Origin of the sequence: Paracoccus sp. S1E-3 (genome assembly GCF_013868135.1) — a bacterium.
Lineage (GTDB): Bacteria > Pseudomonadota > Alphaproteobacteria > Rhodobacterales > Rhodobacteraceae > Paracoccus.
The window spans coordinates 1861488-1885886 of the sequence record NZ_JACEMU010000004.1; the positions used below are offsets into that span (position 1 = coordinate 1861488).

The 24399-nt window shown below is 64.5% G+C and carries 28 protein-coding genes and 1 pseudogene; 15 read left to right on the forward strand and 14 right to left on the reverse strand.

Features of this window, described 5'->3' with window-relative positions; genetic code table 11:
- Positions 1–35 precede the first annotated feature (35 nt).
- The 6 genes from pip to H1S04_RS09260 all read left to right on the forward strand — a co-directional run bounded on the left by pip (position 36) and on the right by H1S04_RS09260 (position 7842).
- On the forward strand, positions 36–1004 hold the full coding sequence (gene pip / locus H1S04_RS09235; protein WP_181745193.1) for a prolyl aminopeptidase: 969 nt from the start codon (positions 36–38) through the stop codon (positions 1002–1004).
- 225 nt (positions 1005–1229) lie between these two features.
- Positions 1230–1844 (forward strand): ribosome maturation factor RimP, encoded by a 615-nt coding sequence (rimP, locus tag H1S04_RS09240; protein ID WP_181745194.1) that lies wholly within the window; start codon positions 1230–1232, stop codon positions 1842–1844.
- Positions 1845–1847: 3 nt separating this feature from the next.
- Positions 1848–3521, forward strand: coding sequence for a transcription termination factor NusA (gene nusA, locus H1S04_RS09245; protein ID WP_181745195.1), 1674 nt, complete (start codon positions 1848–1850; stop codon positions 3519–3521).
- Positions 3522–3541: 20 nt separating this feature from the next.
- Positions 3542–4156: an RNA-binding protein gene (locus H1S04_RS09250; protein WP_181745196.1), complete on the forward strand. Its 615-nt coding sequence runs from the start codon at positions 3542–3544 to the stop codon at positions 4154–4156.
- Between the two features lie 7 nt (positions 4157–4163).
- Positions 4164–6707, forward strand: coding sequence for a translation initiation factor IF-2 (gene infB / locus H1S04_RS09255; RefSeq protein ID WP_181745197.1), 2544 nt, complete (start codon positions 4164–4166; stop codon positions 6705–6707).
- 172 nt (positions 6708–6879) lie between these two features.
- Complete coding sequence (locus H1S04_RS09260) at positions 6880–7842, forward strand: DUF2806 domain-containing protein (protein WP_181745198.1); 963 nt, start codon at positions 6880–6882, stop codon at positions 7840–7842.
- Between the two features lie 13 nt (positions 7843–7855).
- Here the strand turns inward: H1S04_RS09260 and H1S04_RS09265 are convergent, their stop codons facing one another.
- The 5 genes from H1S04_RS09265 to H1S04_RS09285 are packed head-to-tail and all read right to left on the reverse strand — an operon-like array spanning position 7856 to position 12303.
- Positions 7856–8041 carry a DUF2783 domain-containing protein gene (locus tag H1S04_RS09265; protein ID WP_181745199.1) on the reverse strand — a complete coding sequence of 62 codons (186 nt, stop codon included), beginning with the start codon at positions 8039–8041 and terminating at the stop codon, positions 7856–7858.
- Positions 8038–9627, reverse strand: coding sequence for an FAD-dependent oxidoreductase (locus H1S04_RS09270; protein WP_181745200.1), 1590 nt, complete (start codon positions 9625–9627; stop codon positions 8038–8040). Before H1S04_RS09270 ends, H1S04_RS09265 begins: the two co-directional genes overlap by 4 nt.
- A gap of 21 nt (positions 9628–9648) precedes the next feature.
- A complete protein-coding gene (locus H1S04_RS09275) occupies positions 9649–10599 on the reverse strand; it encodes an MBL fold metallo-hydrolase (RefSeq protein WP_181745201.1) in 951 nt (316 codons plus the stop codon).
- Between the two features lie 3 nt (positions 10600–10602).
- Complete coding sequence (gene fahA / locus H1S04_RS09280; RefSeq protein WP_220185115.1) at positions 10603–11805, reverse strand: fumarylacetoacetase; 1203 nt, start codon at positions 11803–11805, stop codon at positions 10603–10605.
- 60 nt (positions 11806–11865) lie between these two features.
- Positions 11866–12303, reverse strand: coding sequence for a MarR family winged helix-turn-helix transcriptional regulator (locus tag H1S04_RS09285; protein ID WP_181745202.1), 438 nt, complete (start codon positions 12301–12303; stop codon positions 11866–11868).
- A 92-nt stretch (positions 12304–12395) separates the two neighbouring features.
- Here H1S04_RS09285 and cobA point away from each other — a divergent pair, with 92 nt between their 5' ends.
- Positions 12396–13145, forward strand: coding sequence for a uroporphyrinogen-III C-methyltransferase (gene cobA, locus H1S04_RS09290; protein ID WP_181745203.1), 750 nt, complete (start codon positions 12396–12398; stop codon positions 13143–13145).
- Here the strand turns inward: cobA and H1S04_RS09295 are convergent.
- From H1S04_RS09295 to H1S04_RS09310, 5 genes and pseudogenes are all read right to left on the reverse strand, one after another.
- Positions 13134–14102: a nitronate monooxygenase family protein gene (locus tag H1S04_RS09295; RefSeq protein ID WP_181745204.1), complete on the reverse strand. Its 969-nt coding sequence runs from the start codon at positions 14100–14102 to the stop codon at positions 13134–13136. The genes cobA and H1S04_RS09295 overlap by 12 nt on opposite strands.
- Positions 14103–14175: 73 nt before the next feature.
- On the reverse strand, positions 14176–14598 hold the full coding sequence (locus tag H1S04_RS18505) for a DUF934 domain-containing protein (protein ID WP_255435552.1): 423 nt from the start codon (positions 14596–14598) through the stop codon (positions 14176–14178).
- Positions 14590–15318, reverse strand: a pseudogene (locus H1S04_RS18510) (phosphoadenylyl-sulfate reductase); the annotation flags it as partial. The pseudogene H1S04_RS18510 and the gene H1S04_RS18505, both read right to left, overlap by 9 nt.
- Positions 15318–16979 carry a nitrite/sulfite reductase gene (locus tag H1S04_RS09305; RefSeq protein WP_181745206.1) on the reverse strand — a complete coding sequence of 554 codons (1662 nt, stop codon included), beginning with the start codon at positions 16977–16979 and terminating at the stop codon, positions 15318–15320. The pseudogene H1S04_RS18510 and the gene H1S04_RS09305, both read right to left, overlap by 1 nt.
- Positions 16979–17281, reverse strand: a complete 303-nt coding sequence (locus H1S04_RS09310) for a DUF2849 domain-containing protein (protein WP_181745207.1) — start codon at positions 17279–17281, stop codon at positions 16979–16981. Before H1S04_RS09310 ends, H1S04_RS09305 begins: the two co-directional genes overlap by 1 nt.
- A gap of 119 nt (positions 17282–17400) precedes the next feature.
- Here H1S04_RS09310 and H1S04_RS09315 point away from each other — a divergent pair, with 119 nt between their 5' ends.
- From H1S04_RS09315 to H1S04_RS09335, 5 genes are all read left to right on the forward strand, one after another.
- Positions 17401–17880, forward strand: a complete 480-nt coding sequence (locus H1S04_RS09315; RefSeq protein ID WP_181745208.1) for an Lrp/AsnC family transcriptional regulator — start codon at positions 17401–17403, stop codon at positions 17878–17880.
- A gap of 89 nt (positions 17881–17969) precedes the next feature.
- Positions 17970–18428 (forward strand): GAF domain-containing protein, encoded by a 459-nt coding sequence (locus H1S04_RS09320; protein ID WP_181745209.1) that lies wholly within the window; start codon positions 17970–17972, stop codon positions 18426–18428.
- Between the two features lie 49 nt (positions 18429–18477).
- Positions 18478–18798, forward strand: coding sequence for a GFA family protein (locus tag H1S04_RS09325; protein WP_298947197.1), 321 nt, complete (start codon positions 18478–18480; stop codon positions 18796–18798).
- A 1-nt stretch (position 18799) separates the two neighbouring features.
- Positions 18800–19936, forward strand: a complete 1137-nt coding sequence (locus tag H1S04_RS09330) for a saccharopine dehydrogenase C-terminal domain-containing protein (protein WP_181745211.1) — start codon at positions 18800–18802, stop codon at positions 19934–19936.
- A gap of 12 nt (positions 19937–19948) precedes the next feature.
- A complete protein-coding gene (locus H1S04_RS09335; protein WP_181745212.1) occupies positions 19949–20296 on the forward strand; it encodes a TfoX/Sxy family protein in 348 nt (115 codons plus the stop codon).
- Here H1S04_RS09335 and H1S04_RS09340 read toward each other — a convergent pair.
- Together H1S04_RS09340 and H1S04_RS09345 are read right to left on the reverse strand one after the other, a co-directional pair.
- Positions 20281–20880, reverse strand: a complete 600-nt coding sequence (locus tag H1S04_RS09340) for a Smr/MutS family protein (protein ID WP_181745213.1) — start codon at positions 20878–20880, stop codon at positions 20281–20283. The two genes, H1S04_RS09335 and H1S04_RS09340, sit on opposite strands and share 16 nt — an antisense overlap.
- Positions 20880–21542, reverse strand: a complete 663-nt coding sequence (locus H1S04_RS09345; RefSeq protein WP_181745214.1) for a Tim44/TimA family putative adaptor protein — start codon at positions 21540–21542, stop codon at positions 20880–20882. Before H1S04_RS09345 ends, H1S04_RS09340 begins: the two co-directional genes overlap by 1 nt.
- 108 nt (positions 21543–21650) lie before the next feature.
- On the opposite strand from H1S04_RS09345, the gene H1S04_RS09350 reads away from it, so the two are divergent.
- From H1S04_RS09350 to H1S04_RS09360, 3 genes are all read left to right on the forward strand, one after another.
- Complete coding sequence (locus H1S04_RS09350; RefSeq protein ID WP_181745215.1) at positions 21651–22199, forward strand: FxsA family protein; 549 nt, start codon at positions 21651–21653, stop codon at positions 22197–22199.
- Positions 22200–22280: 81 nt separating this feature from the next.
- Complete coding sequence (secB, locus tag H1S04_RS09355) at positions 22281–22790, forward strand: protein-export chaperone SecB (protein ID WP_181745216.1); 510 nt, start codon at positions 22281–22283, stop codon at positions 22788–22790.
- A gap of 36 nt (positions 22791–22826) precedes the next feature.
- Entirely contained in the window at positions 22827–23390 is a 564-nt protein-coding gene (locus tag H1S04_RS09360; protein ID WP_181745463.1) for an HD domain-containing protein, read from the forward strand.
- A 57-nt stretch (positions 23391–23447) separates the two neighbouring features.
- Here H1S04_RS09360 and H1S04_RS09365 read toward each other — a convergent pair whose 3' ends face one another.
- Both H1S04_RS09365 and H1S04_RS09370 read right to left on the reverse strand, forming a co-directional pair.
- Positions 23448–23762, reverse strand: a complete 315-nt coding sequence (locus H1S04_RS09365; RefSeq protein WP_181745217.1) for an H-NS family nucleoid-associated regulatory protein — start codon at positions 23760–23762, stop codon at positions 23448–23450.
- Between the two features lie 79 nt (positions 23763–23841).
- Complete coding sequence (locus H1S04_RS09370; protein ID WP_181745464.1) at positions 23842–24396, reverse strand: ActR/PrrA/RegA family redox response regulator transcription factor; 555 nt, start codon at positions 24394–24396, stop codon at positions 23842–23844.
- Positions 24397–24399 lie beyond the last annotated feature (3 nt).

Here is a 24399-nt window from a genome sequence, read left to right on the forward strand (position 1 = left end):
TTTCACGCCCCTGCGGCGGCGTATATAGAATAGGCATGGATCGCACAGCAGGGCAAATCGGCGCAGCGCGCCTGTATCCCCATCAGGAACCCTTCATCCGCCACCGTATCGAGGTGGGTGACGGCCACAGCCTTTATGCCGAAGAATCCGGCAATCCCGAGGGCCGGCCCGTCGTGGTCCTGCATGGCGGCCCCGGCGGTGGCTGCAGCCCGTTCATGCGCCGCTTCTTCGATCCCGCGCATTACCGCATCGTGCTGTTCGATCAGCGGGGCTGCGGCCTGTCTACCCCCCATGCCAGTGTCGAGGCCAACACCACCCAGCACCTGATTGCCGATATCGAGCGGATTCGCGACACGCTGGGCATCGCCGCCTGGGCGGTCTTTGGCGGCAGCTGGGGGGCGACGCTGGCGCTGGCTTACGCGCAGACCCATCCCAAGGCCGTCACCGCGCTGATTCTGCGCGGCGTGTTTCTGGGCGAGCGGTCGGAGCTCGATTGGTTCTATGGCGGCGGCGCCGGGCGGTTCTGGCCGGATCGATGGGCCGATTTCCGCGCGCCGATCCCGAGCGAGGAACAGGGCGATCTGATCGCCGCCTATCACGCCCGGCTGTTTTCGGGCGACGAGCCGGCCGAGCGTCACTTCGCCCGGCACTGGATCATGTGGGAAAACGGGCTGGCGGGCATGGATATCCCCCATCCGGGGGCCGCCGCCTCGGATTATTCGCGCGCCTTCGCGCGGCTGGAATGCCATTACTTCCGCAACGGCTGCTTCCTCGACGAGGGCCAGCTGCTGCGCGACCGGGCCCGGATCGAACACATCCCCTGCCAGATTGTGCAGGGCCGGTATGACATGGTGTGCCCGCCCGACGCCGCCTGGCGCCTGGCCGAAGGCTGGCACGGCTGCCGGCTGCGCATGGTCCCCGTCTCGGGCCACGCGTTGAGCGAGCCGCGCATTGCCGCCGAACTGGTGGCGGTGATGGACGAGCTGCGCGGGCAGAAGGGCTGAGGCCGGTTTTTCGTGAGCCCCTGCATCGGCGCGGACCCGATCGCTGAACCTCGCGCCCGCGGATCGGGATTTTGGCGGCCGAACGGCGCAAACAGCGATATGGGTTGATTTCCGGCAAATGTTCTTCTATATCCCCCTCAACAGCGGTGCAGGCCTCCACCCCCTGCGCCACCGGATGTATTCCACGGGCCGCTGCGGGCCCGTTTTTCATTTCTGGGGATGCGCATGTCCAACGACCTGATCGCCAAGACCGCCATTGACCGCCGGCTGGCGGAAATCCTGATCCCCGTCATCGAGGATATGGGGTTCGAACTGGTCCGCCTGCGCCTGCAGGGCGGCAAGACGGCAACGCTGCAGATCATGGCCGACCGCCCCGAAGGCGGCATCAATGTCGATGACTGCGCGGAAATCTCGACCATGGTCAGTGCCACGCTGGACGTGGAAGATCCCATTGAAGACAAATACAATCTTGAGGTTTCCAGCCCCGGCATCGACCGCCCGCTGACGCGGCTGAAGGACTTCGCGACCTTCGAAGGCTACGAGGCGAAGCTGGAAACCAACCAACCCATCGACGGCCGCAAGCGCTTCACCGGCGTTCTGGCCGGAGTCGAGGGCGAGGACGTGCTGATCAATATCGAGGTCGGGGGCGAGACCCAGACCATCGGGCTGAATTTCGACTGGCTGGCCGATGCCAAGCTGCTGCTCACCGACGATCTGATCGCCGAGATGCTGCGCCAGAAGAAGGAAGCCGGGATCGAGATCGACAATCTCGACGAATCGATTTTCGACGAAATTCAAACCGAAGACGGCGACAAAGACGACGCCGCAACGAAGGAGTAAGTGATGGCAATCACCTCTGCCAACCAGCTTGAGCTGCTGCAAACCGCCGAGGCCGTGGCCCGCGAGAAGATGATCGAGCCCGAGCTGGTCATCGAAGCGATGGAAGACAGCCTCGCCCGCGCCGCCAAGTCGCGCTACGGCGCCGAGATGGACATCCGCGTCTCGATCGACCGCAAGACCGGCAACGCGACCTTCACCCGCGTGCGCACCGTGGTGGATGAGGAGGTCCTGGAAAACTATCAGGCCGAGTTCACCGCCGATCAGGCCAAGCCCTATTTCGAGCGCCAGAAGGACCCGGCGAATTTCTGGACCCGCGAGGGCGAGAAGCTGGAGGATTTCGCGGGCGGTCCGCAGGTGGGTGACGTGTTCCAGGAGCAGGTGCCCCCGGTCGAACTGGGCCGCATCGCCGCCCAATCGGCCAAGCAGGTGATCCTGCAGCGCGTCCGCGAAGCCGAGCGTGACCGCCAGTATGAAGAATTCAAGGATCGCGCCGGCACCATCATCAACGGCGTCGTCAAGCGCGAGGAATACGGCAACATCATCGTCGATGTCGGCCGTGGCGAAGCGATCCTGCGCCGCAACGAAAAGATCGGTCGCGAAAGCTATCGCCCGAATGACCGCATCCGCGCCTATGTCAAGGATGTGCGGCGTGAGACCCGCGGCCCGCAGATCTTCCTGTCGCGCACCGACCCGCAGTTCATGGCCGAACTGTTCAAGATGGAAGTGCCGGAGATCTATGACGGCGTGATCGAGATCAAGGCCGTGGCCCGCGATCCGGGCAGTCGCGCGAAAATTGCCGTCATCAGCTATGACAACTCGATCGACCCGGTCGGCGCTTGCGTCGGTATGCGCGGTTCGCGCGTGCAGGCCGTCGTCGGCGAATTGCAGGGCGAAAAGATCGACATCATTCCGTGGAATGAAGATCAGGCCACCTTCCTCGTGAACGCGCTGCAGCCGGCCGAAGTCTCCAAGGTGGTCGTTGACGAGGACGCGCCCCGGATCGAGGTGGTGGTGCCGGAAGAACAGCTGTCGCTGGCCATCGGGCGGCGCGGCCAGAACGTGCGCCTGGCCTCGCAATTGACGGGTCTGGATATCGACATCCTGACCGAGGAAGAAGAATCGAAGCGCCGTCAGGCCGAATTCAACGCCCGCACCAAGCTGTTCATGGACAACCTGGATCTGGACGAATTCTTCGCCCAGCTGCTGGTCGCCGAAGGCTTCACCAATCTGGAGGAAGTGGCCTATATCGACCAGGACGAGCTTCTGTCGATCGACGGCGTGGACGAAGCGACCGCCTCGGAACTGCAGGCCCGCGCCCGCGACGTGATCGAGGCCGCGAACCGTCAGGCGCTTGAAAATGCCCGCGCGCTTGGGGTCGAGGACAGTCTGATTGAATTTGAAGGTCTGACCCCCCAGATGATAGAGGCGCTGGCGAAGGATGGCGTGAAGACGCTGGAAGACTTCGCCACCTGCGCCGATTGGGAACTGGCCGGCGGCTGGACCACGGTGAACGGTCAGCGGGTCAAGGATGACGGCCTGCTGGAACCTTTCGGCGTCACGCTGGAAACCGCACAGGACATGATCATGACCGCGCGTGTCATGCTGGGCTGGGTTGACCCGGACGAGCTTGTCTCGACTGCCGAAGACAGCGACGAAACCACGGAGGCCGGGGCCTGATCGCCCCGGAACGGGCGGCCATGACGCGGGGCGGACGCGAAAAAGACACCGAGATCGCCGAAAGGCGCTGTCTCGTGACTGGCGAGGTGCAACCGAAAGCGGGTCTGATCCGTTTCGTGTTGGGCCCCGACAGCATGGTGGTGCCCGATCTTGCGGAAAAACTGCCCGGCCGAGGCTTCTGGCTGACCGCTGATCGTGCGATAATCGAGCGCGCGATCACCAAGGGTCTGTTCTCGCGCGGCGCGAAAGCGCCCGCGAAGCCGCCGGAAGGGCTGGTGGAACTGTTGGAAGCCGGGCTGGCGCGACGGGTTGTCGATCTGGTCTCGCTGGGACGGAAGTCCGGTCACGCGGTGGCCGGTTTCGAAAAGGTCAAGGACTGGCTTGCGGCCGGTCGGGTAAAGGTTCTGCTTCAGGCATCGGACGGGTCCGATCGGGGCAAGGGGAAGCTTTGGACACCCGAAGGGGCACGCTGGTTCGGCTGCCTTACCGCATCGGAATTGGGTTTGGCTTTCGGGCGTGATCATGTCATACACAGCGCGCTTTCGCGGGGCGGAATCGCAGACAAGGTCATCCGGGACGCTGGCAGGCTGAATGGCCTGCGGGGGCAATCGGCCGTACGGGCCGGGAAGGAATAAGACGCAGATGAGCGATACAGACGGCAAGAAACCACTGGGTCTCGGCGGCAACCGCCCGGGTCAGGTGAAACAAAGCTTCAGCCATGGCCGCACGAAAAGTGTCGTGGTCGAAACCAAACGCAAGCGCGTCGTCGTGCCGAAGCCGGGTGCGCCGGCAGCCGGTGACAAGCCGCGTTCGGCCACGCCTGAAAACGTGGCGCGGGCCGTCGCCTCGTCCACGAAGCGCCCGGCCGGGATCTCCGACGCGGAAATGGAGCGTCGCCTGAAGGCGCTGGCAGCCGCCAAGGCCCGCGAGGCCGAGGAGACCGCTGCCCGCGCCGCCGAGGAAAAGAGCCGCGAGGAAGAACGCGAACGCCGCCGCGCCGAGATCGAGGCGAAGGAGCGTGAAGACCGCGAGCGCGAGGAAATGCTGCGCGCCAAGGAAGAAGAGGACGCCCGCAAGGCCGAAGAAGCCAAGCTGCGCGCCCAGAAGAAGGAAGAAGTGCGCAAGCCTGCGGCGGCCGCCCCGGCTGCGGCGCCGGCGGATGCGGCAGCGGCGCAGGCAGCGGCGGCGCGTGCGGAAACCAAGGGTGTCTCGGCCCGCCCGGCACGGCCCGAGCGCGAAGTGCGCCCGGACGACCGCGATTCGCGCAACAAGAACAACGATCGCGACGCGCGCCGCACCGGCAAGCTGTCGGTGACCGCCGCCCTTGACGGCGAAGGCGGCCGCCAGCGCAGTCTGGCCGCGATGAAGCGCAAGCAGGAACGCGCCAAGCAGAAGGCGATGGGCCAGAACCTGCGCGCCGAAAAGCAGGTGCGCGACGTGCAGCTTCCCGAAGCGATCGTGGTCAGCGAGCTGGCGAACCGCATGGCCGAACGCGCCGCGGATGTCGTCAAGGCGCTGATGAAGATGGGCATGATGGTGACGATGAACCAGTCCATCGACGCCGATACCGCCGAACTGGTGATCGAGGAATTCGGCCACCGCGCGGTTCGCGTGTCCGATGCCGACGTGGAGCAGGTCATCGACCAGGTTCAGGACAAGGCCGAGGATCTGCAGCCGCGTCCGCCGATCATCACCATCATGGGCCATGTCGACCACGGCAAGACCTCGCTTCTGGACAAGATCCGGCACGCGAACGTCGTCTCGGGCGAGGCGGGCGGCATTACCCAGCATATCGGCGCCTATCAGGTGAAGACCGAAAGCGGGGCGGTGCTGACCTTCCTCGACACGCCCGGCCACGCGGCCTTCACCTCGATGCGGGCGCGCGGTGCGAATGTCACCGATATCGTCGTGCTGGTGGTGGCGGCCGATGACGCCGTGATGCCGCAGACGGTCGAGGCCATCAACCACGCCAAGGCCGCCAACGTGCCGATGATCGTGGCGATCAACAAGATCGACAAGCCCGCCGCGAATGCCCAGAAGGTCCGCACCGACCTGCTTCAACATGAAGTCGTGGTCGAGGAAATGGGCGGCGACGTGCAGGATGTCGAGGTGTCGGCCCATACCGGTCAAGGCCTGGACGATCTGCTGGAAGCCATCGCCCTGCAGGCCGAGATTCTGGAACTGAAGGCCAATCCCGACCGCGCCGCCCAGGGCGCCGTGATCGAGGCGCAGCTGGATGTGGGCCGTGGTCCGGTGGCCACGGTACTGGTCCAGAACGGCACCCTGCGCCGAGGCGACATCTTCGTCGTGGGCGAGCAGTGGGGCAAGGTCCGCGCTCTGATCGACGACAAGGGCAACCGCGTCGACGAGGCCGGTCCGTCCGTCCCTGTCGAGGTTCTGGGCCTGAACGGCACGCCCGAAGCCGGCGACGTGTTGAACGTGGTCGAGACCGAGGCCCAGGCCCGCGAGATCGCCGATTACCGCATCCAGGCGGCCAAGGACAAACGCGCCGCCGCCGGGGCTGCCACGACGCTGGAACAGCTGATGGCCAAGGCCAAGGCCGACGAAAGCGTGGCCGAACTGCCGGTGGTCGTGAAGGCCGACGTGCAGGGTTCAGCGGAAGCCATCGTGCAGGCCCTTGAAAAGGTCGGCAATGACGAGGTCCGCGTCCGGGTGCTGCATTACGGCGTCGGCGCGATCACCGAATCCGATGTGGGTCTGGCCGAAGCCTCGGGCGCGCCGGTCATCGGCTTCAACGTCCGCGCCAACGCCCCGGCCCGCAATTCGGCCAATCAGAAGGGTGTCGAGATCCGCTATTACTCGATCATCTACGATCTGGTGGATGACATCAAAGCGGCGGCCTCGGGCCTGCTCTCGGCCGAAGTGCGCGAAAACTTCATCGGCTATGCCGAGATCCGCGAAGTCTTCAAGGTCACCGGCGTCGGCAAGGTCGCCGGCTGTCTGGTCACCGAAGGCGTGGCCCGCCGCTCGGCCGGCGTCCGCCTGCTGCGCGACAACGTGGTAATCCACGAGGGCACCCTGAAGACGCTGAAGCGCTTCAAGGACGAAGTGAAAGAAGTGCAGTCCGGTCAGGAATGCGGCATGGCCTTCGAGAACTACGACGACATCCGCGTCGGCGACGTGATCGAGATCTTCGAGCGCGAAGAGGTCGAGCGGTCGCTGTAAGAGGCGGCTTGCGATGGAATTGAAACGGCCCGCCTATCGGCGGGCCGTTTTATTTTGACGTGCTTTACAGAACAGTACAAACATTCATTGGCACTAGTGGGCCTCATCCTACATACTTTACTATTTGTAATAACTGCGCATAAATGACGATTTTCTAGGGTGGAGGTACATGATGAGTGAGACAGAGACCTCGAGCTTATCGGTTATCACCGAGGCGGCCACGAACCTACCTGATCCTGTCAAAAAAGGCCTCTTTGGTGCATTGGGCTTTCTGCTCGGTAATTTAGGGGTCATTCCAGCTGCATGGTTGCGCCGACGTGCTCAAGCCATCAACGACGATGCAGCGGGACGCTCACTCGTAGCCACAGAGCTGTCGAAAAAAGTGGCTGAACGCGCGATTAATGATCCAGCTTTAATGCGGGCCGCAGAGGAGGTCTATCTGCCTACGGCCATACGAAAGGCCTCAAACAGAGTGCAGGTAGCACAGCGCGCTGTACAACATATCACCGATGCGCCAACAGACGAAGCTAAGCCAGGCACACCGGACGAAGATTGGATGAACGCCTTCGTACGATTTGCAGAAGATGCTTCGTCAGACCGACTTCAAGATTTTTTCGGTCGCGTACTTGCGGGTGAGATTGTGCGCCCTGGATCATTTTCGCTATCAACTCTGCGCACTGTCGCCGAGTTGGATTCTTCGATTGCGCAGGACTTTAGTCTTGTCTGGGCAAGAAGTGTTGGCGATTCAGTCGATCACGGACCCGACTTCTGGCGGGGCGAGTGGTTTTCGAGATGGAAGCGCCTAGCGGAGGTTGGCCTCATGGCGGCCACCGGCATTGCACAGTACTTACCAGCATATACACCGATCACGGAGGGAAATGCTCTTTGGTCGCCAATGAGCGCCGGGCAGGTGCGATTGTTCGTATTTTTTTCTAAAGACTGCCAAGTCCGTTGGGATCATATTGAATTTACCAGAATCGGTCGGCAGATCGGCGGCATTCTCGCTCCTCCTGACTACGAAGCAAACATACGAGAAGCGGGGCTGCGACTTAATGGCCCCGGAATAGTCAAGGTCGAACTCCATACGGCGAATGGTAAATTGCCTGAGGTACTATATCAAAAGCCTGCTGATTAGATGCGCATTTAGGTTATTCCCTCGCTGCCTCCAGCGCCTTCCTAATCACCTCCATTTCCCCCACATGGTTCATCAGAACCAAAATCAGCCGCGCATTCAGCGCGTCGGATTCCTCCTTCGACAGCCCCTCATGTGCCTCTAGCAGAGCCGCATAGGCATCATCCGGGGATTTCAGGTTCGGTTGCAGGTTCAGGCTCATGGCGTGTTCCCCGTGGCGCGAGACAGGGCCTCGCGGATGGCGGTCTCGTCGAAGCCGGGCCAGCGGGCGGCGATGTGCTGGTCGGGGCGGATCAGGTAGAGGCCGCGGCCGTAGCGGTCCAGAAGCGCGCCCTCGGACGCCAGGGTGATGAGGTCGAGGGGGATGTCACCGGCCTCGACCGGGGTGGCGTCGACGCCGATGGCCAGCAGGGTGAAGCGGCCGCCGAGGCGGTCGAGAAGGAAGCCGCCCGCGATTTCCGCATCGGGGCAGGGGCTGCCGGGGCGGGTGCGGGCCGGGCCGTCAGGCAGCGCGTCGGGGGTGTTCAGCGCCGAGCCGTCATAGGTGCAGGGCACCGACAGGCGCCCTGAGTTCACGAAGGGGCGGGCGAAGGCATGGCGCTCGGACAGATGCAGGGCGGCGTCACGAAAAATGCGGCTGATCTCCGATTTCGGGGTGATGAAATCGGTCGAGCGGGTGGAGTTGAGGATGTTTTCCTCGGCCCCGTAAACGCGTTCGGCGTCGTAGCTGTCCAGCAGTGCGTCGGGTGCCGCGCCGTCCAGCACCAGTTTCAGCTTCCAGATCAGGTTGTCGGCGTCCTGAATGCCGCTGTTGGCGCCCCTCGCGCCGAAGGGGCTGACCTGATGGGCGGAATCGCCCGCGAAGATCACCCTTCCATGGCGGAAACGCTCCATCCTCCGGCATTGAAAAGTGTAGACGCTGACCCATTCGAGGGCGAAGTCCACCTCCTCGCCCAGCATCGCCCTGATGCGTGGTATCACGTTTTCGGGGCGCTTCTCGACCTCCTTGTCGATGTCCCAGCCGAGTTGCAGGTCGATCCGCCAGACCCCGTCGGGCTGTTTGTGCAGCAGCGCCGACTGGTCGGGGTTGAAGGGGGGATCGAACCAGAACCAGCGTTCGGTCGGGAAATCGGCCTGCATGGTCACATCGGCGATCAGGAAATTATCCTCGAACACCCGACCGACGAAATCGAGGCCCAGCATCCTGCGCGTGGGCGAACCAGCGCCGTCGCAGGCGATCAGCCATTCGGCTTCCAGATCATAGCTGCCCTCGGGCGTGTCGATCTCGATGGTCACGTGGTCGGGATGGGTGCCGATGGCCGAGACGCGGGACTTGCCGCGCAGCTCGATCGGCGCGCCTTCGGCCTGCAATTCGCGTAAGCGGTCGAGCAGCATCTGTTCGACATGGTATTGCTGTAGGTTGATGAAGGCGGGGCGACGGTGACCGCCCTCGGGCAGCAGGTTGAACTCGTAAACCTGCTTTTCGCCGGCGAAGGCCCGTCCGACATTCCAGACCACGCCCTTCTCGACCATCTGCTGCCCGCAGCCGAGCCGGTCGAAGATCTCCAGCGGGCGCTTGGCGAAGCAGATGGCGCGGCTGCCGGTGGACACCCGGTCATTGTCGTCCAGCACCACCACCGGCACACCGTGCAGCCCGAGGTCGATGGCCGCCGTCAGCCCCACCGGCCCGGCGCCGACCACGATCACCGGATGGCGCACCGGCGCGGGCGCGTCCTGATCGGGGTGGCGCCGATAGGGGTAGAGCGCGGTTTCAAAGATCTTCGCCATGGGCCTCCCCTCCCGTTGCCGTCAGCCCTGCAGCAATTCCCACATCTGGCGGTCACGCTCGGCGGTCCAGACGCGCGGGGTGTCGATGCCAAGCGCCTCGTCATAGGCGCGAGAGACGTTGAAGGGCAGGCAATGTTCATAGATCGCGTAGCTGCCGAATTTCGGATCGCATTCGGCGCGCACCGCGTCCCAGGCCTGTTTCAGCGTGCCGCCGCCACGCGCCACGCGGGCCGCCGGCTGATAGGTCGAGCGGACGAAATCGGCGGTGTTGTCCAGGGCCGCCGTGACCATCTCGCGGCCGATCAGCGCATCGCCGCGCCCCGGCGCGATGGCGTCGAGGTTGAAGGCGCGGATCGCCTCCAGCGTCGCCGGCCAGTCGGCGAAATGGCCGTCGCCGCAATAGCAGGCGCTGTGATATTCGACGATGTCGCCGGTGAACATGACGTTCTGATCGGGGACATAGGCGACGATGTCGCCCGCCGTATGGGCGCGGCCGAGATGCATCAGATCGACCCGACGCTTGCCCAGATAGACGGTCATGCGGTCCGAAAACGTCTCGGTCGGCCAGGTCAGGCCGGGAATTTCCTCGTGCCCCTGGAACAGGCGCGGAAAGCGGGCGAATTCGCTGTCCCAGTCCTCCTGCCCGCGCTCGACGACCATGGCGCGGGCCTTTTCGCCCATGATGACGGTCGGCGCGCCGTAAGCCGAGGCGCCCAGCACACGCACGGCGTGGTAATGAGTCATCACCAGATGGCTGATCGGCTTGTCGGTGACCTCGCGGAGCTTTTCGATCACCTTGCGGGCAAGGCGCGGGGTGGCCTGCGCCTCGACGATCATCACCGACTCGTCGCCGATGATGACGCCGGTATTCGGATCGCCCTCGGCGGTGAAGGCCCAGAGACCGTCGCCGATCTCGGTAAAGCTGATCTGCTTTTCCGCCATATCCCCGGCGGAGGCGAATTGCTTGGCCATGGCTTACTCCTTCGCCGAGACGATGGTGCCGGTGCAGGGGCCGAAGCCGACGCGATAGCCGTCGCCCTGCGCATAGCCGTCCAGCGTGACGATATCGCCGTCCTGAAGGAAGGTCCGCTCGCCGTCGCCGACCTTCACCGGCTTCTTGCCGCCCTCGGTCATTTCCAGAAGTGCGCCGGTCGAATCGGGCGTCGGCCCCGAAATCGTCCCTGACCCCAGCAGGTCGCCCACACGCATCGGGCAGCCCGACGAGGTATGATGCGCCAGTTGCTGGGCCGAGGAGTAATACATCACGTTGTAATTGGTCCGGCTCAGCACGTCGCCGTTCAGGCTCCATGACAGGTTCAAGTCATAGAAACCGGGCCGGCTTTCCTGCAGATAGGGCAGCAGCGGATTGACGCGCGGTGCGCCTTCGCTGCGGAAAGGTTCCAGCGCCGCCTGGGTGACGATCCACGGGCTGATCGTGGTGGCGAAAGCCTTGGCCTGAAATGGCCCGAGCGGCTGGTATTCCCATGCCTGAATATCGCGGGCCGACCAGTCGTTCAGCAGCACATAGCCGAAGATCATCTGTTCCGCCTGTTCGACGCTGATCCGCTCGCCCATGGCGGTATTCGCGCCGACGACGGCGCCCAGTTCCAGTTCCAGATCCAGCCGCTTGCAGGCGGACCAGAGCGGGCCGTCCTCGCCCTTCAACTGACCCATCGGGCGGATGATATCGGTCCCCGACACCACGACCGAGGAGGCGCGGCCGTTATAGCCGATGGGCATATGCGTCCATTGCGCGGGCAGGGCGTTTTCGGGGCCACGGAACAGCACCCCGACATTGAAGGCGTGGTTCTTCGAGGCGTAGAAATCGGTATATTCCGTCACCCGGATCGGCATGTGCATGGTGGCGTCGGCCATGGCCACGGTCGGGATATTCTGGTCGCCGTCCTGCGCCAGCAGCGCTGTCAGCACGCCGCGGATTTCGGTCCATTTGACGATGCCGAGCGCGATGAAATCGTTGAGTTGCGGGGCCGAGAAACTGCCGCCGGCATCCAGATAGCCCTGCGCCTCGGCCGCCGCCAGATCGACGATGCGGTCGCCGATCGCCACCCCGCAGCGCGGCGCATCCCCGCCGATCGAGAACACGCCGTAAGGCAGGTTCTGGATCGGAAAGTCGCAGTCCGGCGCGTTCGCGGTCTCAATCCAGCTTTTCAACGGCATGTCATCCCCCTCCATAAGTTGCAAACGCAACTAACATGCGGGCCGGATTCGCGCAAGGCTTCAGTCCTGCGGCGCCGGGTCGATCAGGTCGCGCAGAATATCGGCAAGCGCCTCGGCGCGGTCGCGGCCCAGCCGGTCGGTCAGGGTGACGGAGAAACTGCGGGCATGGGCGGCCAGATCGGCATGGACCTGCTGGCCCTTGTCGGTCAGCGACAGCAATTCGGCCCGGCGATCATGCGTCGAGGGCTGGCGCCGCAACAGGCCCGCATCTTCCAGCCCGGCGACGGCGCGCGAGACCTTCGACTTTTCCAGAAAGCCGCGCGTGCAGATTTCCGACGCGGTCAGCGCCCCGAACGTGCCCAGATGCGCCATGATCCGCCATTGCGCGCGGGTCAGCCCATAGCCGCGACGGTAATGTTCGGAAAAGGCGCGGCTGGTGGACTCGGCCGCGTTGTTCAGCAGATAGGGCAGAAAATCGTCCAGCCGGAAATCGTTCATCAGTGATCTGTCTTTGGGCAGGTTTGGCGCAGCAACTGTCGCATATGCAACCATCTCTTGCCAAGGCGGTGGAAACGCGCAAGGCAGAACGGATGAGCGGCTTTGTTTCCTTCGTCTCCTCGGGTCCCGGCGACCCCGATCTGCTGACCCGCCGCGCGGCCGACCGGCTGGCCCGCGCGGATGTGGTGCTTTACGACGACCTTTCCTCGGGGCCGATCCTGGCGCTGGCGGCGCAGGCGGCGCTGATCCCAGTCGGCAAGCGCGCCGGCCGCCCAAGCGCCAAGCAGGAGGCGGTGAATGCGCTGATCCTGGAACATGCGCGGGCAGGGCGGCGCGTGGTGCGGCTGAAATCCGGCGATGCCGGCATGTTCGGCCGGCTGGAAGAGGAACTGACCGCCGTGCGCGGGGCCGGGATCGCGTTCGAGATCGTGCCGGGCGTGTCCTCGGTCAATGCCGCCGCGGCCGAGGCCGGGCTGCCGCTGACCCGCCGCCTGACCGCGCGGCGGGTGCAGTATCTGACCGGCGCCGATGTGACCGGCAAACTGCCGCAGGATCTGAACTGGGCGGCGCTTGCCGATCCGCACGCAGTCACTGTGATCTTCATGGGGCAGCGCAGCTTTCCCGATCTGGCGGCGGGGCTGATCGCCCACGGCCTGCCCGCCGACACCCCCGCGCTGATCGCCGAAGCCATCACCCAGCCCGGTCAGCGGCTGCGGCGCGGCACCGTGGCCCAACTGGCCGAGGCCCTGCGCCGCGACGGCCCCAGCACCGCCCCGGCGCTGATCTTCTACGGCCCGCTGGCCGCGATCAGCGACGCAGCGGTCGAGGTGTTAGCCGGCTAACGCAGCCTTGGCCTCGGCATATTCGCGGGCGAGCTGGTCGATATAGGCCGCTGCCGGCTGCACCTGACGGATCGCGCCGATGCCCTGGCCCGCCCCCCAGATCGCGCTCCACGCTTTCGGCTTCGAAGCGCCCTGCGCGAAGTTCATGCTGCTGGCATCGGCATGTTCCAGATCGTCCGGGTCGAGCCCCGCATTGCGGATCGAGGGCTTGAGGTAATTGCCGTGCACCCCGGTGAACAGCGAGGAATAGACGATATCCTCGGCCCCGGACTCGACGATCATCTGCTTGTATTCGGGGATGGCGTGGGCCTCCTCGGTAGCAATAAAGGGGCTGCCGATATAACCGAAGTCAGCCCCCATCGCCTGCGCGGCCAGCACCGCGCGGCCCGTCGCAATCGACCCGGACAGCGCGACCGGCCCATCGAACCACGCACGGATTTCCTGGATCAGCGCAAAGGGCGACTGCACCCCGGCATGGCCGCCCGCACCGGCGGCAACCGCAATCAGGCCGTCCGCCCCCTTCTCGATCGCCTTACGGGCGAAGGTGTTGTTGATGATGTCGTGAAAGACCACGCCACCCACGGAATGCGCGGCCTCGTTCACCTCGGGCCGGGCCCCCAGCGAGGTGATCCACAGCGGCACCTTGTGCTTCACGCAGATCTCGATGTCGCGTTCCAGCCGGGCGTTCGAGCGGTGGACGATCTGATTGACTGCGAAAGGCGCCGCCGGATTGTCGGGATTGGCCTGATTGTGACGGTCCAGTTCCTCGGCGATGCGGGTGAGCCAGAGGTCAAGCTGGATCGGCTCGCCTTCCTTCTCGCGGGCGTTCAGCGCCGGGAAGCTGCCGACGATGCCGGCCTTGCACTGCGCGATGACCAGTTCCGGCCCCGAGACAATGAACATGGGCGAGGCGATGACGGGAATGCGCAGATGCGACAGAACGGGCGGCAGGGACATGGGCTTCCTCCAGGGGTTTGGCCCATCATTCCCACCGCCCGCTGTCAGGCAAGCATGACGTCGCGGAGTTTTCTCAGGCCTTCCGGCCCAGCCGGTTCAGATAGGACAGCGACCCGGCGGAACGCTGCCACAGATCCCAGGGCTGGCGGCGGGCCAGATCGGCATCGATCTCGATTTCGTCAAAGCCCGACCGGCGCGCCATCGGGAACTGGTCGGCGATGACATGGCCCTGCGCACGCAGACGGCCCTTGTAACCCGCCACCCGCAGCCGCCGGGCCAGCGTGAATCCGCGACCGTCCGAGAAGCTGGGGAAGGACACGCGGATCATCGGCGCATCCATCAGATGCAGGTTCGGGTCGTCGAGATCGGCGTCAGGCGCCAGATCAAGGATCGGGCCGGTCCAGTCCTCGGGGCCGAAACCCGTGTCGCGCACGATCACCGGCAGGCCGTCTTCCGGCACGAAAGCGGCAGGTTGGGAAGGCACGATACGCTGCATTTTTCCGTTCACGAAATGGATTCCGCATTCTGTCTTTTCCTGCCCGCGCCAACGGCCGGCGCGCGGGTCCTCGCCTTCCGCGACCGGGCTGGTGCAGGGCGCGCAGCCGATGGACGGATAACCCTTGGCGACCAGCGGGTGACGCGGCAGATCGTTATTGGCGATATAGTCGGCAACGTCGCGCGCCGTCCAGTGGGCGAGCGGGTTGATCTTGATGCGGGGGCCGGCGGGGTCGGGCTCGAAGAATTCCAGCGTGGCGCGGGTCTCGCCCTGAAAGCGCTTGCGGCCGGTGATCCAGCTGTCGAAATCCCCCAGCGCCCGGTTCAGCGGCGCCGTCTTGCGCAGGTCGCAGCAGGCATCGGTGTCGCGCTTGTGCAGGTCGCCATCGGGATCGGTGGCCGCCAGCGAGGTCGGATTGGCGCGGATGATACGCAGATCGGTCAACCCCAGCCTGGCCGCGACTTCCTGCTGGTAGGCCAGGGTTTCGGGAAACAGCATCTGGGTGTCGATGAACAGCACCGGCGTGTTGCGATCCACCACCGAGATCATGTGCAGAAGCGCCACCGAATCCGCCCCGAAGGAGGACACCATCGCCACCCGACCCAGGTCGGGATCGCGCAGCGCATCGCCCAGCACGCGGATGGCCGCGTGGTGGCGATAACGGTTGTTCAGCGCCGCAACGCGCGCCGGTCGGGTCGGGATGGTGACGACCTGCGCCATTACGCGGCTTCCTTCTGGGGATAGAGCGCGGCCTTGAACGGGTCCGGCCCGAGGCGGCGATAGGCCTCGATGAAGGTTTCCGAGGCATCCTCGCGGATGTCCAGATAGGCGCCGACAAGGCGTTCGATGGCCGGGATGATCTCGTCCTTCGAGAAGCCGGGACCGGCGCGTTCGCCCACGGCCATGGTCTCGGTGGCGTCCCCGCCAAGGGTCACCTGATAGTTCTCGACGCCCGCGCGATCCAGACCGAGGATGCCGATATGGCCGACATGGTGATGCCCGCAGGCATTGATGCAGCCCGAGATCTTGATCTTCATCTCGCCGATTTCATGCTCCAGCTTCAGCTCGTCGAAGCGGGTGGCGATCTGCTGGGCGATCGGGATCGACCGCGCCGTCGCCAGCGCGCAATAATCCAGACCGGGGCAGGCGATGATGTCCGAAATCAGGCCCAGATTCGCGGTCGCCAGATCGGCCTCGCGCAGAGCGGCATGCAGCGCGGCCAGATCGGCCTTGTGGACATGGGGCAGGACCACGTTCTGCTCGTGGCTGATGCGGATGTCGCCCTGGCCGAAACGCTCGGCCAGATCGGCGATCAGGCGCATCTGGGCGGAACTCGCATCCCCCGGCGTCGACCCGTGCTTTTTCAGCGAGATGGTGGCGATGGCGTAATCGGGGTGGCGATGCGCGTGCAGGTTGGTATCGCTCCACGAGCGGAAGACCGGATCGGCGGCGCGGGCGGCGTCATATTCGGCCGTGCCGCGTCCATCCACCAGCGTCGGCGCCGAAAACTGCGCCGCGATCTGCGCCAGAATCTGCTGGTCGGTGCCGTCGAATTGCGGCCGGATTTCCGCAAACCGCGCCTCGGTCAGGTCGCGGATATGGTCGATGCCCAGCTCCAGCACGGCGATTTTCAGCCGCGCCTTGTATTTGTTGTCGCGCCGCCCGACCGTGTTATAGGCCGAGAGGATCGATTCCAGATAGGGCAGCAGATCGGTGGCGGGCAGGAAGTCGCGGATGACCTGACCGACCAGCGGCGTGCGGCCCAGACCGCCCCCGACCGAGACCTCGAACCCAGGCTGGCCGTCCTGCTCGATCATGCGCAGGCCGATATCGTGGGATTTCACCACCGCGCGGTCATTCGGGCTGCCCGAGATGGCGATCTTGAACTTGCGGGGCAGGAACTGAAATTCCGGGTGGTCGGTGGACCATTGCCGGATCAGCTCGGCATAGGGGCGGGGATCGGCGATCTCATCGGCGGAGGCACCGGCGAAATGGTCGGCGGTCACGTTGCGGATGGTGTTGCCCGAGGTCTGGATGGCGTGCATCCCGACCGCCGCCAAGGCGTCGAGCATATCGGGAATGTCGACCAGTTTGGGCCAGTTGAACTGAATATTCTGGCGGGTGGTGAAATGACCATAACCCTTGTCCCATCGATCAGCGATCAGCGCCAGCTGGCGCAGCTGATCGGGGTTGATGCTGCCGTAGGGAATGGCCACCCGCAGCATATAGGCATGAAGTTGCAGATAGACGCCGTTCATCAGGCGCAGCGGCCGGAACTCCTCTTCGGTCAGCGCGCCCGAGATGCGGCGGTTGACCTGGTCACGGAACCGTTGGGCGCGGTCAACGACGAAGGCGCGGTCAAATTCGGAGTGGTGATACATTACGCGTCCTCTGCCTGCTTGCCGTGAAAATAGTTCGAGGGGCCCTGCGCCCGGAACGCCTCGCGCGGGTGGCCCGGCTCGGGACCGTTGGGGCCCGCCTTTGCCGGCGCCAGAAAGACGCCGACGGCGCGATCCGACAGTGCCAGAGCCTGCGCCATGCGGTCCTTGGCCTGCCCTTCGTCGGTGATGAGCTGCGCTTGCTGCAACTGGCTGACCCATTCGTCCTTGCCACTCAGATAGATGACGCGGCCATCGAAAAGGTCGTTGGCTGAAATGACGACGGGCTCAAATGCGCGGGCCATGGCGAATCTCCGTTAGGGGCTTGCCCCTATATAGGATAATTTTCCATTTCTTCGCTAGTATCTGCCGCAAACAAGGAATACTGTTCCGCTGTGACCGCCAAACAGGACAAACCCCCGCTATGGATGATCTGCGCGAAAAGAAACTCCGCCTGGACCTGCTGGACCGGAAAATCCTGACCGAGCTGCAGGACGATGCCAGCCAGTCCCTGGACGATATTGCCCGCAAGGTGGGCTCGTCCAAAACGCCGGTCTGGAACCGGATCCGCAAGCTGAAGGATGCGGGGGTCATCACCCGGCAGACGGTGCTCCTCGACCCCGATTCGGTCGATCGCGGCACCTGCTTCTTCGTGCTGATCCGCACCAGTGAACACGAGGCAGAGTGGCAGAAGCGCTTTCTGGATGCGCTTCAGGCCCGGCCGGAGGTGCTGGAGGCGCACAGGTTGGCGGGCGAGATCGACTATATCGTCAAGCTGCGGGTGTCGGACGCGCGCGCCTATGACGCGTTCTATCAGGCGCTGATTGCCGAGGTGAAGATTTTCAACGTCACCGCGCTGTTGTCGATGGAAGAACTGAAATCGACCACGATATTGCCGGTCTAGGCTTGGGCCTGCCGCCATTGCCGCGCGGTTCTGGCAACGATGGCGCATCGACCGACAACCTGCAGGATATTTGGACCAGAATGAAAGATATGACGGATACGGATTATGATGGGCTGGCGGCGCGGATCGCGGCACTGACGGAAGGCGAAACCGACGAGGTGGCACTGATGGCCACGCTGGCTTGCGAGCTTCACCATTCGGATGCACGCTTCGACTGGACCGGGTTCTACCGGGTGGTAGGGCCGGAGCTGCTGAAGATCGGGCCCTATCAGGGCGGCCATGGCTGTCTGGTCATCCCATTCTCGCGCGGGGTTTGCGGAGCAGCCGCACGCACGGGCGAGGCGCAGCTGGTGCCGGATGTGGATGCATTTCCCGGACATATCGCCTGCGCCTCCTCGACCCGGTCGGAACTGGTCATTCCGGTCTTCGGGGCCCAGGGGCGGCTGATCGGCGTGCTGGATATCGACAGCGACCAGCCGGATGCGTTCACGCAGGTGGATGCCGCGGCCCTGGCGGGGATTTTGAACGATGTCTTCGGGAAGCTCTGAGCTGAGCGGCGGGTGCCTGTGCGGCGCCATTCGGTTTCGCGGCCGGCAGGTGGGCGATGCGGCGCGGTGCCACTGCGAACAGTGCCGCCGCTGGTCGGGCGATACCTGGGCCGCCGTATCCGTGGCGAATGTCGAGATCAGCGGCGACGCGCCGCGCTGGTATCGGTCCTCGGAACAGGCCGAGCGCGGCTTCTGCGCGGTCTGCGGATCGTCGCTGTTCTGGCGGACGATCGGGTCGAACAGGTTGGATGTGGCGCTTGGGTGCCTCGATACACCTACCGGGATCACGCTGGAGCGTCATATTTTCACCGCATTCAAGGGCGATTATTATCGAATCGCCGATGGTTTGCCGCAGGATGCGAGGGAGTGACATGACCACGATCCATTGGGTCCATGCCGGGGCCGACGCCCTGTTCGGACTGGCGCATCTACAGAATATCGATGTCGCCGCGCAGGTCTGGACGCGCGAGGGGCGGCTGCCCGGCATTCCCGCAGAAATGCAGCATCCGATGGATATGGAACAGCTGTGGGAGGCGGTGCAGCCCGGCGATATCGTGGTGGCGCCTCGTCCCACGGAATTCGCGGTGGCGCGGCTGGCGATGGAACGCGGGGCGCATCTGGCGGTTGGCTGGCACGCCTCGGCAGGGCTGCGTGATACGGTCGCGGATGCGGCGGATCGCGGGCTTTGCGTTCTGGCCGAGGCCGGTATGGTGCCCGGAATCGAGCATCTGATGGCGCGCGACCTGGTCAATGATTACAGCTACGATGCCCAGCCGGGGGACGTGCTGCATTTCACCGCCTATGGCGGCGGTGTGCCGAAATATCCCGACAACTTCCGCCACAAGTTCAACACCAGTCCGCTATCGCTGCTGAACGCGCTGGCGACCCCGACCAGCTGGATCGGTGACGGCCGGGTGAAGCGCGCCGATTTTCCCTTTGACGTAATCCGCGACTATGACCTGCACCTGCCCACGCCCGAGCGGCATCAGGTCTATCCGCATTACGATGTGGCGCCCTATCTGGCGGCTTATGGCTTTGATCCCGCCTGGCAGGTTCAGACGGCAGAGCGCGGCGCGATCCGCCTGAAGGGCTGGCGCGACGGCTGGGCCGAGGTCTTCGACACCATCCGCCAGACCGGCAAGGACGCCGAGGCCCTGCAGGCCATGGCCGAAACTCTGTGGGCCGAACACCCCTTTGCCCCGACCGAGGCCGACCGGGTGGTGCTCTCGGTCATGCTGCGGGCCGAAAATGACGGCCGCACCCGCTGGCACAAGGAATGGGTGCTGGATGCGGTGGGCGACCGTCAGGGCTGGGCGCGATACCGGCTGAATTCGCTTATGCTGGCATTGGCGGCGCGCGCCATTGCCGACGGGCAAATCACGCCGGGCCTGCATATCGGGCCGACCGATCCCGATCTGATCGCCGCCTGGCTGGTCGAGATCACGCACGAGGCCGGTTATTCCCGCCGCATCAACCAATTGCGCGAAAAGCGCGCGCGGTCCGGCTGAACAGAGGTAGCGATGGCCTATGACTGGCTGCTGGCCACGCGGGTGCGCGTGGCGCTGGAAAAGATGGGGGGCGCCGCCGAACAACCCATGATGGGCGCGCTGTGCTTTCTGCGGCGGGGACATATGTGCTGCGGCGTCTCTGGGGACAGGCTGATGGTGCGCCTCGGGACCGAGGGGGCGGCCGCGGCGCTCGGCGATCCGCAGGTAGCGTTACTGGATGTGGGCGGCGGCCGCAAAGCGAGCGCCTTCGTGACCATTGCGCCCGAAGCGGTTCAGGATGATGCCAGCCTGACGGCCTGGATCACGCGCGGTGTGCGCTTCGCCGATGCGCTGCCGGAAAAACCTCAGCGCCGCAAATAGACATAATAGGCGCCCGATCCGCCATGGCGCGCATGCGCGGGCGCGACCTGCTGGACGACCGCTGCCAGCGGCGCGGTATGCAGCCAGTGCGGCACCTGATGGCGCAGCGCGCCGGGACGGGTTGGCAGCGGGCCTTCGTCGCCCGCGCGGCTGCCCTTGCCGGTGATGACGAGCACCAGCCGCATCCCCTGCGCATGGCAGGAAAGGATGAACCCGATCAGCTCGGGTCCGGCTTCGGCCAGCGTCATGCCGTGCAGGTCCAGCCGGGCCTCGGGGCGCATCTTGCCGCGTGTCATCTGCTTGTGGGTCTTGTGATCCATGCGCAGCGGCGCGGCGCGGATCGCGTCGGCCGGTGCGGGCGCCAGATCATGACTGCGGCCGCTGCGCGCCTTGGCGCCGATGCGCAGCGTCGCCGGAAGCTCGAACCCCGGCAAAGGCCGGGGTTGCGGGGCAGGGGATTTGGGGGTCGCGCCAAGCGGATCTTCGGCCGGTTTAAGGGACTTTGGATGCAGCGGCGTGGCGGTTTTCGCCACGCGGGACCAAAGCTCGCGGTCCTCCGGCGTCAGACCGCGACGGCGCGACATCAGACACCCGTCGCGACAAGCCGCCAGTTCGGGTCTTCCGACCCCATCACGCGCTCGAAGGTCCAGGTGTCGCGCTGTTTGCGCGGCGATTTGGGATCGCCCTCGACCACCATCCCGTCGGCACCCTTCACGGCCGAGATCATTTCGCCCACAAAGCGGACGGTCAGTTCAGCCTGACGGGTGGCGGGGTCAAACTCTGCCCCCTGCAGCGCGGTTTCGCGCGTGCCGAGGAACTGCGCTTCGACCGTCTGGCCGGCGGCACGGCGCGCTTCGATGACACTGTCGAACGCCGCCGTGACCTCGGGCGACAGGAAGGGACGGACCGGTTCCAGATCGCCCTTCTCGAAGGCCACAAGGATCATTTCATAGGCGTATTTCGCCCCTGCCAGAAATTCGCCCAGCGAGAAGGACGGCTCGGCCCGCTTCATGGCCGCCAGCGCGGCATAGGCCGGGCTGGACGGATCGACATGATCGGCCAGATCGTCATCGGGAGCATTGCTGCGGGTGTCGTCGACGACCAGATCAAAATCGCCGCTGGCCGACCGATCCTCAACCGGCGGCCGTTCAAAGCCATCCCGCGTGCCCAGAACACCGCGCAGACGCAGGATCAGGAAGACTGCGATTGCGGCCAGGACGATCAGTTGCAGCATCGGGTTCGACATCGGTTATCCTTCAGTCCGGCGGTCCGGCGGTTTGTTTTTTCGTTATCCGCACCTATGTAGGGACCGATGGGGGCCAAGTCCAGTTTCCCCCCGTGTCCGAGGAATGTCATGCCGCTGTTTTTCCTGTTCATCCTGATCCCGGTGATCGAGATCGCCCTGTTCATCAAGGTGGGCGGCCTGATCGGCCTGTGGCCGACGATCGCGCTGGTACTGCTGTCGGCGGTCCTCGGCTCGGTGCTGATCCGCAGCCAGGGCAGCCGCACCCTGCTGGAGGTTCAGCAATCCTTCCGCACGCTGAACGACCCGACCCGGCCGCTGGCCCACGGCCTGATGATCGTGGTGGCCGGGATGCTGCTGCTGACGCCGGGCTTTTTCACCGACACGCTGGGGCTGCTGCTGCTGATCCCGGCGGTGCGCGATTGGGTGATGCGGCGCGCCTCGCGGCATATGACCGTCACCCGCAGCGGCTTCGGCTTTGATGCTGCCCGCGATCCGCGCCACGGCTGGCCGGGCCGCGACGATGAGGTGATCGATGGCGATTACGTCGTGCAGGACGATCCCTATGCGACGCGCGGCGATATCGAACTGCCGGCGCCCGAAGGCGACGACAGGCGCGGGCGTCGCAACCGGCCCTCGGGCTGGACGCGGCCGGATTGATCCCGAAGCCCGTTGTCACGTTGAGGCGCTGCGCAACGGGTGCTAGAACATCGTCAAGATGTGAACGCAAGAGGATAAGACATGACCGACGAGACCCCGCAAGCCGCCCCCAACGCAGCCGCCCCGCAGCCGCCGCGCATGCAGATCCTGGCGCAATATGTGCGCGATCTGTCCTTTGAAAACATCGTCGCACAGCGCGGCCTGAGCGGCGCGGAAGTCACCCCCGAAGTCTCGGTCCAGGTCAGCCTGGATGCGCGCAAGCGCAGCGTCGAGCATCAGTACGAGGTGATCTGCAAGTTCCGTGTGGCGTCGAAGAACACCGCCGATGACGCCAACCTGTTCATGTGCGAACTGGATTACGGCGGGGTCTTCCATGTCGAGGGCGTGCCGGAAGACCAGCTGCATCCCTTCCTGATGATCGAATGCCCGCGGATGCTGTTCCCGTTCATCCGGCGCATCATCAGCGACACCACCCGCGACGGCGGGTTCCCCCCGGTCAACCTGGACCCGGTGGATTTCGTCGCGCTGTACCGTCAGGAAATCGCCCGCCGCGCCCAGGCCGAACGCCCCGCGGACGCGCCCGTTTCCTGATCCGTGGCGAGATCCACACACCGGGCCTGGCAGCGCATGCTGTCGGGCCGCAGGCTTGACCTGCTCGACCCGACCCCTTTTGACATCGAGATCGAGGACATCGCCCACGGGCTGGCCTTCGTCGCGCGCTGGAACGGCCAGACGCGCGGCGACTGGCCCTATTCCGTGGCCGAACACTCGCTGCTGGTCGAACAGGCCTTCGGCCGCATCAGCGCTGATGCCAGCCCGCAATGGCGGCTGGCGGCGCTGCTGCATGATGCCCCGGAATATGTGCTTGGCGACATGATCTCGCCCGTGAAGGGCGCACTTGGCCGTGAATATGGAGAGATGGACGAACGCATCGCCCTGGCGGTCCATCGCCGTTTCGGGCTGCCGGCGAAAATCCCAGCGATTATCAAAAAGCAGATCAAGCTCGCCGACCAGATTTCCGCCTGGCTTGAGGCCATTCAGATCGCCGGATTTTCCGAGGCTGAAGCGCGCGGCATCTTCAAGGTGCCGAAACCCGAATATTGTACGGATCTGGAAATTCGCCTGCGTCCGCCCGCCGAGGTCCGGCAAGCTTATCTGGACCGCTTCACGATGCTCATTTCAGCGATCTGAAATCGCCTTGCAAATTGCGCCAGAAGAAAAAATGCCCGCCGCAGGCAGGCATCTGTTTCAGATCGCCAGATCGTCCAGCGATTTTCCCGAAGCCAGCGCCTCCTGCACCCATTGCGGGCGGCGGCCGCGGCCGGTCCAGGTCTGTTCGGCGTTCTCGGGATTGGCGTATTTAGGCGCCACTTTCCCGCCACGACGGCCGGCAACCTTGGCGCCGGTCAGCTCGTTCAGGGAAAAGCCATGCTCGCGCGCAGCAGCTTCGGCTGCGGCCATTGCCTCACGGCGTTTACGCTCTTCGTAGCTGGTAATGGCGCGTTCGACCTTACCGCGCAATTCCTGCAGTTCCTTGAGCGTTAGTGTTTCGAGATCGTTCATCGATCACTCCAAAAGCGTTAGTCTTGGGTGAATAAAGTTATTCAAATCGCAATGTCAAATCGATTTGATAAATTTTATCTCACCGCGGGCTTCTTTTGGCCAAAATCCGCTGAAGTGTCCGCCGATGCATATGTAAACGCCGCGCAGTTTCGCTTACGTTCCGGTCGCATTGCTCATAAACGCGCTGGATATGCTCCCATTTCACCCGATCGGCAGACATTGGATTTTCGGGGGGCGGCGGCAACGTTTCGCCGGTCTGCAAAAGCGCCGAGACAATGTCATTCGCATCGGCGGGCTTGGAGAGATAATCAGTGGCGCCCATCTTGACGGCAGCGACGGCGGTGGCGATGGCGCCATAGCCGGTCAGCACGATGATCCGCGCGTCGGCGCGCGCATCACGCAACGCCTCGACCACATCAAGCCCGCTGCCATCCTCCAGCCGCAGATCGACCACCGCATAGGCGGCCGGGTTGGCCTTGACCGCCGTCAGCGCCGCGGCCACGGACAGCGCGACGGTCGGCACGAAGCCGCGCCGTTCCATCGCGCGGGCCAGGCGGTTCACGAAGATCTCGTCGTCATCGACCAGCAGCAGAGACGGATCGGAGCCCGGATTCACCTGATTTTCGACCGTCATGAG

Coding starts and splice junctions, on each gene's coding strand:
- pip (WP_181745193.1), top strand. CDS start 36: ATGGATCGCACAGCAGGGCAAATCGGCGCAGCGCGCCTGTATCCCCAT.
- rimP (WP_181745194.1), top strand. CDS start 1,230: ATGTCCAACGACCTGATCGCCAAGACCGCCATTGACCGCCGGCTGGCG.
- nusA (WP_181745195.1), top strand. CDS start 1,848: ATGGCAATCACCTCTGCCAACCAGCTTGAGCTGCTGCAAACCGCCGAG.
- H1S04_RS09250 (WP_181745196.1), top strand. CDS start 3,542: ATGACGCGGGGCGGACGCGAAAAAGACACCGAGATCGCCGAAAGGCGC.
- infB (WP_181745197.1), top strand. CDS start 4,164: ATGAGCGATACAGACGGCAAGAAACCACTGGGTCTCGGCGGCAACCGC.
- H1S04_RS09260 (WP_181745198.1), top strand. CDS start 6,880: ATGAGTGAGACAGAGACCTCGAGCTTATCGGTTATCACCGAGGCGGCC.
- H1S04_RS09265 (WP_181745199.1), bottom strand. CDS start 8,041: ATGAGCCTGAACCTGCAACCGAACCTGAAATCCCCGGATGATGCCTAT.
- H1S04_RS09270 (WP_181745200.1), bottom strand. CDS start 9,627: ATGGCGAAGATCTTTGAAACCGCGCTCTACCCCTATCGGCGCCACCCC.
- H1S04_RS09275 (WP_181745201.1), bottom strand. CDS start 10,599: ATGGCCAAGCAATTCGCCTCCGCCGGGGATATGGCGGAAAAGCAGATC.
- fahA (WP_220185115.1), bottom strand. CDS start 11,805: ATGCCGTTGAAAAGCTGGATTGAGACCGCGAACGCGCCGGACTGCGAC.
- H1S04_RS09285 (WP_181745202.1), bottom strand. CDS start 12,303: ATGAACGATTTCCGGCTGGACGATTTTCTGCCCTATCTGCTGAACAAC.
- cobA (WP_181745203.1), top strand. CDS start 12,396: ATGAGCGGCTTTGTTTCCTTCGTCTCCTCGGGTCCCGGCGACCCCGAT.
- H1S04_RS09295 (WP_181745204.1), bottom strand. CDS start 14,102: ATGTCCCTGCCGCCCGTTCTGTCGCATCTGCGCATTCCCGTCATCGCC.
- H1S04_RS18505 (WP_255435552.1), bottom strand. CDS start 14,598: ATGCAGCGTATCGTGCCTTCCCAACCTGCCGCTTTCGTGCCGGAAGAC.
- H1S04_RS09305 (WP_181745206.1), bottom strand. CDS start 16,979: ATGTATCACCACTCCGAATTTGACCGCGCCTTCGTCGTTGACCGCGCC.
- H1S04_RS09310 (WP_181745207.1), bottom strand. CDS start 17,281: ATGGCCCGCGCATTTGAGCCCGTCGTCATTTCAGCCAACGACCTTTTC.
- H1S04_RS09315 (WP_181745208.1), top strand. CDS start 17,401: ATGGATGATCTGCGCGAAAAGAAACTCCGCCTGGACCTGCTGGACCGG.
- H1S04_RS09320 (WP_181745209.1), top strand. CDS start 17,970: ATGACGGATACGGATTATGATGGGCTGGCGGCGCGGATCGCGGCACTG.
- H1S04_RS09330 (WP_181745211.1), top strand. CDS start 18,800: ATGACCACGATCCATTGGGTCCATGCCGGGGCCGACGCCCTGTTCGGA.
- H1S04_RS09335 (WP_181745212.1), top strand. CDS start 19,949: ATGGCCTATGACTGGCTGCTGGCCACGCGGGTGCGCGTGGCGCTGGAA.
- H1S04_RS09340 (WP_181745213.1), bottom strand. CDS start 20,880: ATGTCGCGCCGTCGCGGTCTGACGCCGGAGGACCGCGAGCTTTGGTCC.
- H1S04_RS09345 (WP_181745214.1), bottom strand. CDS start 21,542: ATGTCGAACCCGATGCTGCAACTGATCGTCCTGGCCGCAATCGCAGTC.
- H1S04_RS09350 (WP_181745215.1), top strand. CDS start 21,651: ATGCCGCTGTTTTTCCTGTTCATCCTGATCCCGGTGATCGAGATCGCC.
- secB (WP_181745216.1), top strand. CDS start 22,281: ATGACCGACGAGACCCCGCAAGCCGCCCCCAACGCAGCCGCCCCGCAG.
- H1S04_RS09360 (WP_181745463.1), top strand. CDS start 22,827: ATGCTGTCGGGCCGCAGGCTTGACCTGCTCGACCCGACCCCTTTTGAC.
- H1S04_RS09365 (WP_181745217.1), bottom strand. CDS start 23,762: ATGAACGATCTCGAAACACTAACGCTCAAGGAACTGCAGGAATTGCGC.
- H1S04_RS09370 (WP_181745464.1), bottom strand. CDS start 24,396: ATGACGGTCGAAAATCAGGTGAATCCGGGCTCCGATCCGTCTCTGCTG.